The 8920-nt window shown below is 70.3% G+C and carries 10 protein-coding genes; 8 read left to right on the forward strand and 2 right to left on the reverse strand.

Going from position 1 to position 8920, the window contains the following annotated elements; translation table 11 throughout:
- Nucleotides 1-4 precede the first annotated feature (4 nt).
- Nucleotides 5-238 (forward strand): 30S ribosomal protein S18, encoded by a 234-nt coding sequence (gene rpsR, locus ACFW47_RS11450; RefSeq protein ID WP_386279520.1) that lies wholly within the window; start codon nucleotides 5-7, stop codon nucleotides 236-238.
- A 305-nt stretch (nucleotides 239-543) separates the two neighbouring features.
- Nucleotides 544-822, forward strand: coding sequence for a DUF397 domain-containing protein (locus ACFW47_RS11455; RefSeq protein WP_217247727.1), 279 nt, complete (start codon nucleotides 544-546; stop codon nucleotides 820-822).
- A gap of 57 nt (nucleotides 823-879) precedes the next feature.
- Here the strand turns inward: ACFW47_RS11455 and ACFW47_RS11460 are convergent, their stop codons facing one another.
- On the reverse strand, nucleotides 880-1359 hold the full coding sequence (locus tag ACFW47_RS11460) for an ATP-binding protein (protein WP_386305611.1): 480 nt from the start codon (nucleotides 1357-1359) through the stop codon (nucleotides 880-882).
- 377 nt (nucleotides 1360-1736) lie between these two features.
- Between ACFW47_RS11460 and ACFW47_RS11465 the strand changes: the two genes are divergently transcribed.
- From ACFW47_RS11465 to ACFW47_RS11485, 5 genes are all read left to right on the forward strand, one after another.
- Entirely contained in the window at nucleotides 1737-2561 is an 825-nt protein-coding gene (locus tag ACFW47_RS11465) for a helix-turn-helix domain-containing protein (RefSeq protein ID WP_386280290.1), read from the forward strand.
- An 87-nt stretch (nucleotides 2562-2648) separates the two neighbouring features.
- Nucleotides 2649-4109 (forward strand): aldehyde dehydrogenase family protein, encoded by a 1461-nt coding sequence (locus ACFW47_RS11470; protein ID WP_386279515.1) that lies wholly within the window; start codon nucleotides 2649-2651, stop codon nucleotides 4107-4109.
- A gap of 31 nt (nucleotides 4110-4140) precedes the next feature.
- A complete protein-coding gene (locus ACFW47_RS11475) occupies nucleotides 4141-4782 on the forward strand; it encodes a PadR family transcriptional regulator (RefSeq protein WP_386279513.1) in 642 nt (213 codons plus the stop codon).
- Nucleotides 4783-4883: 101 nt separating this feature from the next.
- Nucleotides 4884-5825 carry an ATP-binding cassette domain-containing protein gene (locus ACFW47_RS11480; protein WP_386305613.1) on the forward strand — a complete coding sequence of 314 codons (942 nt, stop codon included), beginning with the start codon at nucleotides 4884-4886 and terminating at the stop codon, nucleotides 5823-5825.
- Nucleotides 5822-6583: an ABC transporter permease gene (locus ACFW47_RS11485; RefSeq protein WP_386279509.1), complete on the forward strand. Its 762-nt coding sequence runs from the start codon at nucleotides 5822-5824 to the stop codon at nucleotides 6581-6583. Before ACFW47_RS11480 ends, ACFW47_RS11485 begins: the two co-directional genes overlap by 4 nt.
- An 8-nt stretch (nucleotides 6584-6591) precedes the next feature.
- Here the strand turns inward: ACFW47_RS11485 and ACFW47_RS11490 are convergent, their stop codons facing one another.
- Complete coding sequence (locus ACFW47_RS11490; RefSeq protein ID WP_386305615.1) at nucleotides 6592-8019, reverse strand: glutamate decarboxylase; 1428 nt, start codon at nucleotides 8017-8019, stop codon at nucleotides 6592-6594.
- A gap of 99 nt (nucleotides 8020-8118) precedes the next feature.
- On the opposite strand from ACFW47_RS11490, the gene ACFW47_RS11495 reads away from it, so the two are divergent.
- Nucleotides 8119-8880 carry a MerR family transcriptional regulator gene (locus tag ACFW47_RS11495; RefSeq protein WP_386279505.1) on the forward strand — a complete coding sequence of 254 codons (762 nt, stop codon included), beginning with the start codon at nucleotides 8119-8121 and terminating at the stop codon, nucleotides 8878-8880.
- The last annotated feature ends 40 nt before the right edge of the window (nucleotides 8881-8920 follow it).

An 8920-nucleotide genomic window follows, 5' to 3' on the forward strand; every position in this document is an offset into this window, starting at 1 on the left:
CCCCATGCCCCGCAAGAGCGACCGCAAGCCCGTCAAGCAGCGGCCCAATCCGCTGGACCAGGCGGGAGTGACGTACATCGACTACAAGGACACCGATCTGCTGCGGAAGTTCATCTCCGACCGCGGCAAGATCCGCAGTCGCCGCGTCACCCGTGTGACGTCCCAGCAGCAGCGGCAGCTGGCCAGGGCGATCAAGAACGCGCGGGAGATGGCGCTGCTGCCGTACTCCGTGCGCTGACCTGCGCCGTCGGCCGTCCACCGGCGCCGGGACCCGGGGGCCCGCTCGACCGAGCGGGCCCCCGGTGTTGTTGCAAGTTGTTGCATGTTCTCCGAATTCGGGGGCATACGGGGGAACGAGTTCGTCGGAGCGGGCGTCAAAGAGTTCAGAACTCGGTAAAGCGGTCGTCAAAGCTGTAACTGCGGGAACACCCCGCGTGCACGTGCATTTGCTCATGCATCCGCACGTGAACAGGGTTATGATCCGGATCAGTTGACCACTGCATCAATGGCCACACCAGCCAGTGCACCACCGGGGAGCGACCTGTGGACCACGACGTGTACGACGTGTACGCCGCTGACGACGCGTCCGGCGTGTACAACGGCATGGCCGCCACGCAGTTGCACGACGTGGCCTGGCAGAAGAGCCGGCACAGCAACTCGCAGGGGTCCTGCGTGGAGTTCGCGCGGCTGCCCGACGGCGCCGTGGCGGTGCGCAACTCCCGCTTCCCCGACGGGCCCGCGCTCGTCTACACGCGCGCCGAGATCGAGGCCATGCTGCTGGGCGTCAAGGACGGCGAGTTCGACCACCTGGTCACGAGCTGACGCGCGGACGGCCGCGGCGCGGAGAGGCGCCGCGGCGCCGACGGGTGCCGCGGCGGATCACGCGTCGGACTGCGGGAGCCGGAACAGCGCCCAGACCACCTTGCCGTCGAGGGTCCCGGCGAGCGGGTGCCAGCCCCAGCTGTCGCTGAAGGAGTCGACGAGGAACAGGCCCCGGCCCGACTCGGCCGAGAAGTCGTCCGTCTCGCGGGCCACCGGGCTGTCGTGGCTGGGATCGCGCACCGCGCAGACCAGCCGCTCGGGCCAGCGCATCAGGTGCAGCCGGACGGGGCCGCCCCGCTCGGCGTCGCGCGGGGTGTCGGCGGGCAGCGCGTGGCGCAGAGCGTTGGTGACGAGTTCGGAGACCACGAGGCAGACGTCGTCGAAACGGTCGCCCATGCCCCAGCCGTCGAGTGTCCTGCGGGTGAATCCCCGGGCCTCGCGCACCGCTTCGAATCTCGGTGGCAGGGCGCAGGAGGCGGCGTTGGAGACGGCCGAGGGGTCGAGTGGCGGAAGGCCCTGCCGTAACGGCTCGAGCATGGTCGATCCATTCGTCCCCATGCGAGGCACTCCCGAAATTCGCGGTCCGTGGCGATGCGGCGCGGTGGTGCGGGACCATGGTTTCGGATGCGTACCTCAGATGCAAGGGCAGATGCACGTGCACGTGACCGAAATGGACCTGCACGTACCGCTTGTTGGTCAATTTTTCCGTCATCTTCGCCCGCCCTTCACCTCCGTCCGCGGCCGGTTCCGGGCCGTTCCGTGCATGATCCTGCGCGTTTCCTTTGGCTCGATTCCGTTTCCGTAACCGGACGAGTACTGCTCGGAGTGTTTTAGTGGCAGACTTCGGCCCCTGAAGACGGTTGGGGAGGCTGGCGAAGGTGAGCGCGGGAGAGCCCGGATCGGTGGTGCGGCGCATGCTGCTCGGATCACAACTCAGGCGACTGCGTGAGACGCGGGGGATCACGCGGGAGGCGGCGGGCTACTCGATCCGCGCCTCCGAATCGAAGATCAGCCGGATGGAACTGGGCCGGGTGAGCTTCAAGACGAGGGACGTCGAGGACCTGCTGACGCTGTACGGCATCACGGACGAGCAGGAGCGCAACTCCCTGCTCTCCCTCGCCAGGGAGGCCAACGTCGCGGGCTGGTGGCACAGCTACTCCGACGTTCTGCCCAGCTGGTTCCCCACCTATGTGGGCCTGGAGGGCGCCGCCTCGCTGATCCGTGTCTACGAGGTGCAGTTCGTGCACGGCCTGCTGCAGACCGAGGAGTACGCCCGCGCGGTCGTCCGGCGCGGTATGAAGGGCGCCGGCGACGCGGACGTCGAGCGGCGGGTGACGCTGCGCCTGGAGCGGCAGAAGCACCTCGTCGCCGAGAACGCGCCCGAGTTCCACATCGTCCTGGACGAGGCCGCGCTGCGCCGCCCGTACGGCGACCGCGCGGTGATGCGCGGCCAGCTCCAGCACCTCATCGAGATGTCGGAGCGACCCAACATCCGGCTCCAGGTCATGCCGTTCGGCTTCGGCGGCCACTCCGGCGAGAGTGGCGCGTTCACGATCCTCAGCTTCCCCGAGTCCGACCTCTCGGACGTCGTGTACCTGGAGCAGCTGACCAGCGCCCTGTACCTCGACAAGCGCGAGGACGTCACCCAGTACGAGACCGCGCTGAAGGAACTCCAGCAGGACAGCCCGGGGCCGGACGAGAGCCGGGACCTTCTGCGAGGCCTTCTCCAACTCTCCTGAAACATAAGTACGATGACGCTCAATCAGGCCGTCTTCCCTCCCTGCGGGCGTGGCGGCCGGCGGCAGCTATGGGGATTGAGGGATCACATGTCGTCGTACTTCACCGACCTCGCCCAGCAGTACATCGACGGTGAGTGGCGCCCGGGCACCGGCTCCTGGGACATCATCGACTTCAACCCGTACGACAACGAGAAGCTGGCCTCGGTCACCATAGCCACCGTCGACGAGGTCGACGCCGCCTACCGGGCCGCCGAGCGCGCGCAGAAGCAGTGGGCGGCGACCAACCCGTACGCCCGCCGCGCGGTGTTCGAGAAGGTGCTGCGCCTGGTCGAGGAGCGCGAGGGCGAGATCGGCGAGGCGATCACCGCCGAGCTCGGCGGCACCCGCCTGAAGGCCGCCTTCGAGCTGCACCTCGCCAAGGAGTTCCTGCGCGAGGCGGTGCACCTGTCGCTGGCGCCCGAGGGGCGGATCATCCCGTCCCCGGTCGACGGCAAGGAGAACCGCGTCTACCGGGTGCCGGTCGGTGTCGTGGGCGTCATCAGCCCCTTCAACTTCCCCTTCCTGCTCTCCCTCAAGTCGGTCGCCCCGGCCCTCGCCCTCGGCAACGGCGTCGTCCTCAAGCCGCACCAGAACACGCCGATCGTGGGCGGCACCCTGGTCGCCAAGCTCTTCGAGGACGCCGGTCTGCCGGGCGGCCTGCTGAACGTCGTCGTCACCGACATCGCGGAGATCGGCGACGCCTTCCTGGAGCACCCCGTCCCCAAGGTCATCTCCTTCACCGGCTCGGACAAGGTCGGCCGCCACGTGGCCACCGTCTGCGCCGCGCACTTCAAGCGCTCGGTCCTCGAACTGGGCGGCAACAGCGCGCTGGTGGTCCTCGACGACGCGGACGTCGACTACGCGGTCGACGCCGCCGTCTTCAGCCGGTTCGTCCACCAGGGCCAGGTCTGCATGGCCGCCAACCGCGTCCTGGTCGACCGCGCGGTCGCCGACGAGTTCACCGAGAAGTTCGTCGCCAAGGTCGCCGGCCTCAAGGCGGGGGACCCCCGCGACCCGTCGACGGTCATCGGGCCGGTGATCAACTCCTCGCAGGCGGACGCCCTCTCGGGGGTCGTCGAGCAGGCGCTGGCCGAGGGCGCCACCGCCCTGGTGCGCGGCACGGTCACGGACAACCTGGTCGAGCCGTCGGTCCTGACCGGCCTGCCCGCCGACTCCGCCCTGCTGAAGCAGGAGGTCTTCGGGCCGGTCGCCTTCCTCGTCCCCTTCGACGGCGAGGAGGAGGCCGTACGCCTGGTCAACGACACCCCGTACGGCCTGAGCGGCGCCGTGCACACGGGGAACGTCGAGCGCGGCGTCAACTTCGCCAAGCGGATCGACACCGGCATGTTCCACGTGAACGACGGCACCGTGCACGACGAGCCGATCGTGCCGTTCGGCGGCGAGAAGCACTCCGGCATCGGCCGCCTGAACGGCGACACCATGCTGGACGCCTTCACCACCCAGAAGTGGATCTCGGTACAGCACGGGCGCAGCGGGTTCCCGTTCTAGTCCGGAACCCGGGTCGGCCTAGGCTGGACCCATGTCAGTGATCCGTCTCCTGGTGCTCGGCGCGGTCCGCCAGCACGGGCGGGCCCACGGCTACCAGGTGCGCAACGACCTGGAGTACTGGGGCGCGCACGAGTGGTCCAACGCCAAGCCCGGCTCGATCTACCACGCGCTGAAGCAGATGGCCAAGCAGGGCCTGCTGCACGCGCACGAGATCGCCCCGTCGACCGCCGGCGGCCCGCCGCGCACCGAGTACGAGATCACCGAGCGGGGCACGGAGGAGTACTTCACCCTGCTGAGGGAGTCCCTCACCGCCTACGACCAGAAGCCGGACGTGCTCTCCGCCGGGCTCGGCCTCATGGTCGACCTCGGACGCGAGGAGGTCCTCGGCCTCCTGGAGGAGCGGATCCGCGCCATCCAGAAGTGGCGCAGGTCCGTCACCGAGTACTACACGCCCGAGGAGGGGCCCGGGCAGCTGGGCCACATCGGCGAGATCATGAACTTCTGGGTGCATTCCGCCGACACCGGCGCCGAGTGGACCCGCGCGCTGATCGAGCGCATCCGGGGCGGTGCCTACACCTTCGCCGGAGAGGGCGAGCCGTTCGTCGGCGTCCTGGGCGAAGGCGAGGAGAACCCGTACGGGGCGGGGGAGCCGCATCCCGGAGACCGCGGCTGACGAGTCCGTCGACTAATCAAGTTTGACTAACGGCCCGGACGGGCATACGCTCTCCGCGAGCATGTAGTCAAGTTTGACTAATCGACCTCCGAGGAGAGTCAGTGACCGACGCGGCGATCACCGTCGAAGGGGCACGCAAGAAGTACGGCGACAAGAACGCGCTGGACGGTCTCGACCTCGCGGTCACGCGGGGCACGGTGCACGGAGTGCTGGGCCCGAACGGCGCGGGCAAGACCACCCTGGTCCGCATCCTGTCCACCCTGCTCCGCCCGGACGCCGGCCGCGTCGAGGTGGCCGGCCACGACGTCGTCACCCAGGCGTACGCAGTACGGCTGCGCATCGGCCTGCTCGGCCAGCACGCCGCGCTCGACGAGGAGCTCGGCGGCCGGCAGAACCTGGAGCTGTTCGGCCGCCTGCACCACCTCGGTGCCCGGCGGGCACGCGCGCGTGCCGACGAACTCCTGGCCCGCTTCGACCTCACCGACACCGGACGCAAACCGGTCAGCGCCTACAGCGGCGGCATGCGGCGCCGCCTGGACCTGGCCGCGTCCCTCATCACCGAACCGGAGGTGCTCTACCTGGACGAACCGACCACCGGCCTCGACCCGCGCGGCCGGGCGGAGGTGTGGGACTCGGTCCGCTCCCTGGTCGGGGGCGGTACGACGGTCCTGCTCACCACCCAGTACCTGGAGGAGGCCGACCAGCTCGCCGACCGCATCTCGGTCGTCGACGCCGGCCGGGTCGTCGCCGACGGCACGGCCGACGAGCTCAAGGCCGCCACCGGCGGCGACCGCGTCGACGTCGTGCTGCGCGATGCCGGACAGCTCGGCGCCGCCCTCGCCCTGCTGCCGCTCACCGACGCCCGCGTCGACCCCGACCGCCGACTGATCAGCGCACCCGTCACCGACCGGATGGCGGCGCTCTCCGGCGTCGTACGGGCGCTGGAGGAAGCCGGCCTGGAGGCCGAGGACGTGGCCCTGCGCCGCCCGACCCTGGACGAGGTCTTCCTGCACCTCACCGACCGCACCAAGGAGGCCGTGTGACCACCTACGCCCTGACCGACTCCTGGACCATGACCCGCCGTGAGCTGGCCCGCTGGGCGCGGCAGCCGGTCGCGGTGGCCGTCAACCTGGTCTTCCCGGTGATGATGCTGCTGATGTTCGGCTACCTGGTCGGGGGCGGCCGGGGCGTGAGCGGCGACTACGTCGACTACCTCGTTCCCGGGATGCTCGCCCTCACCATGGCCTTCGGCCTGGAGGGCACCATGGTCGCCGTCACCCGCGACCTGGAGAAGGGCGTCGTGGACCGTTTCCGCTCCCTGCCCATGACCAACGGCGCGGTACTGGTGGGCCGCTCGGCCGCCGACATGCTCCAGTCGGTGGTCGGCCTCGCGGTCCTGCTCGCCGTCGCGTACGCGCTCGGCTGGCGGGCGCACGGGGGCGCCGGCGCCTTCGTGGGCGCGGTGGGCCTGCTCCTGCTCTTCCGGTTCGCGATGCTGTGGACCGGCATCCACCTGGCGCTGGTCGCCGGGAAGCCGGAGCTGGTGACGGCGGTGCAGATACTGGTCTGGCCGGTCGGCTTCCTCTCCAACGCCTTCGCCAGCCCGGACGCCATGCCCGGCTGGCTGGGCACGGTCGTCCAGTGGAACCCGATGTCCCACACCGCCGGCGCTGTGCGCGACCTGTTCGGCGGCCCCGGCGGTGAAGGCGGCCACGTGTGGGCGGCGGTGGTGTGGCCGCTGGCCATCCTGGCGGTGTTCTTCCCACTGGCGGTGCGCCGTTTCTCCCGCCTGAGCCGGTGACCGCTGTCTCAGTGATGGAAACCGGTGGCCGCACCCCTGTCCCGGGTCAGCGGGTGCGGCTGCCGGCGCAGCTCCGGAAGCAACCGCTCCAGGTCCTCCACCAGCAGGTCGGCCATGTCGGCGGAGAAGCCGTTGCGGCACACCACGCGCAGCACGGACAGGTCCTCGCGGTGCGGCGGGAAGGTGTACGCGGGCACCAGCCAGCCGCCCTCCCGCAACCGCCGGGAGACGTCGAACACGTCGTACGCCGTCACGCCACCGGCCGTGGTGAAGGCGAAGACCGGCAGCTGGTCGCCGCGCGTCAGCAGCCGGAAGTCGCCGAGCGCCGCCACCCGGTCGGCGAGCCCCCGCGCGATGTCCCGCGACGCCTGCTGCACCGCCCGGTAGCCCTCCCGTCCCAGGCGCAGGAAGGTGTAGTACTGCGCGACCACCTGCGCGCCGGGCCGGGAGAAGTTCAACGCGAAGGTAGGCATGTCGCCACCCAGGTAGTTGACCCGGAAGACGAGTTCCTCGGGCAGCGCGTCCGCGTTCCGCCACAGCGCCCAGCCCACGCCCGGGTAGACGAGCCCGTACTTGTGCCCCGAGGTGTTGATCGACGCGACCCTCGGCAGCCGGAAGTCCCACACCAGGTCCTCGTCCAGGAAGGGGGCGACCATGCCGCCGGAGGCGCCGTCCACGTGCACCGGGACGTCGAGGCCGGTGTGCTCCTGGAGGGTGTCCAGGGCGGCGCACAGGTCGGCGACCGGCTCGTAGGACCCGTCGAAGGTGGAGCCGAGGATGCCGACGACCCCGATCGTGTTCTCGTCGCACAGCTCGGCGGCGGCCTGCGGGTCGAGGTGGAAACGGTCGCCCTCCATGGGGACCTGCCGGGCCTCCACCTCCCAGAAGGTGCAGAACTTCTCCCAGCAGACCTGGACGTTCACGCCCATCACCAGATTGGGCCGGGCGTCCTTGGCCGGGTACCGGTCGGCGTTGCGCAGCGCCCAGCGCCGCTTCAGCGCCATCCCGGCCAGCATGCAGGCCTCGCTCGATCCGGTCGTCGAGCAGCCCACGGCCGCCGTCGGGTCCGGCGCGTGCCACAGGTCGGCGAGCATCGCCACGCAGCGCCGCTCCAGCTCGGCGGTGCGCGGGTACTCGTCCTTGTCGATCATGTTCTTGTCGCGGCACTCGGCCATCAGCACCCCGGCCTGCGGCTCCATCCAGGTGGTGACGAAGGTGGCCAGGTTCAGGCGCGCGTTGCCGTCCAGCATCAGCTCGTCGTGGACCAGCCGGTACGCGGTCTGCGGCGGCAGCGGGGAGTCGGGGAGGCGGTGCGTGGGCGGGGCCTCGGTCATGCCGCCGAGGGGGTTCGCCTGGCCGTGGAAGGGGTTGACGGCGAGCCGGCGCCGGGCGCGCTCTGCGTCCTGCGGCGGGAGGGGCCCGTGATGCAGTGGCATGCGACCGACGGTAGGTCCGGGATCCGGGCCGCGCACCCGGGCTTGCACCTCACGTCGCGTGAGGCGGCAGCGTGGAGGGCGCCAGAGAAGGGAGCGGAAGTGAGCTACTCCGTGGGACAGGTGGCCGGCTTCGCCGGAGTGACGGTGCGCACCCTGCACCACTACGACGACATCGGCCTGCTCGTACCCAGCGAGCGCAGCCACGCGGGCCACCGGCGCTACAACGACGCCGACCTCGACCGGCTGCAGCAGATCCTGTTCTACCGGGAGCTGGGCTTCCCCCTCGACGAGGTCGCCGTCCTGCTCGACGACCCGGACGCGGACCCGCGTGCGCACCTGCGCCGCCAGCACGAGCTGCTGACCGCCCGGATCGAGAAGCTGGAGAAGATGGCGGCGGCCGTGGAGCACGCCATGGAGGCACGCAGCATGGGCATCAACCTCACGCCCGAGGAGAAGTTCGAGGTCTTCGGCGACTTCGACCCCGACCAGTACCAGGAGGAGGTCCAGGAACGCTGGGGCGACACCGACGCCTACCGCCAGTCGCAGCAGAAGACCGCCTCGTACACCAAGGAGGACTGGCAGCGCATCCAGAACGAGGCCGACGAGCTCACCCGGCGCTTCGTCGCCCTGATGGAGGCCGGTGAGCCCGCCGACTCCGAGGCCGCCATGGACGCCGCCGAGGACCACCGGCGGGGGATCGCCCGCAACCACTACGACTGCGGGTACGAGATGCACACCTGCCTGGGCGAGATGTACGTCTCGGACGAACGTTTCACGCGAAACATCGACGCCGCCAAGCCGGGGCTCGCCGCCTACATGCGCGACGCGATCCTCGCCAACGCCGTCCGGCACACCCCCTGAGCGGTGGTCGTGGCCCGGGTCTCACTCCCGGGCCAGGCAC

Source organism: Streptomyces sp. NPDC058796 (genome assembly GCF_042745235.1).
Classification (GTDB): domain Bacteria; phylum Actinomycetota; class Actinomycetes; order Streptomycetales; family Streptomycetaceae; genus Streptomyces.

Coding starts and splice junctions, on each gene's coding strand:
- rpsR (WP_386279520.1), top strand. CDS start 5: ATGCCCCGCAAGAGCGACCGCAAGCCCGTCAAGCAGCGGCCCAATCCG.
- ACFW47_RS11460 (WP_386305611.1), bottom strand. CDS start 1,359: ATGCTCGAGCCGTTACGGCAGGGCCTTCCGCCACTCGACCCCTCGGCC.
- ACFW47_RS11465 (WP_386280290.1), top strand. CDS start 1,737: ATGCTGCTCGGATCACAACTCAGGCGACTGCGTGAGACGCGGGGGATC.
- ACFW47_RS11470 (WP_386279515.1), top strand. CDS start 2,649: ATGTCGTCGTACTTCACCGACCTCGCCCAGCAGTACATCGACGGTGAG.
- ACFW47_RS11475 (WP_386279513.1), top strand. CDS start 4,141: ATGTCAGTGATCCGTCTCCTGGTGCTCGGCGCGGTCCGCCAGCACGGG.
- ACFW47_RS11490 (WP_386305615.1), bottom strand. CDS start 8,019: ATGCCACTGCATCACGGGCCCCTCCCGCCGCAGGACGCAGAGCGCGCC.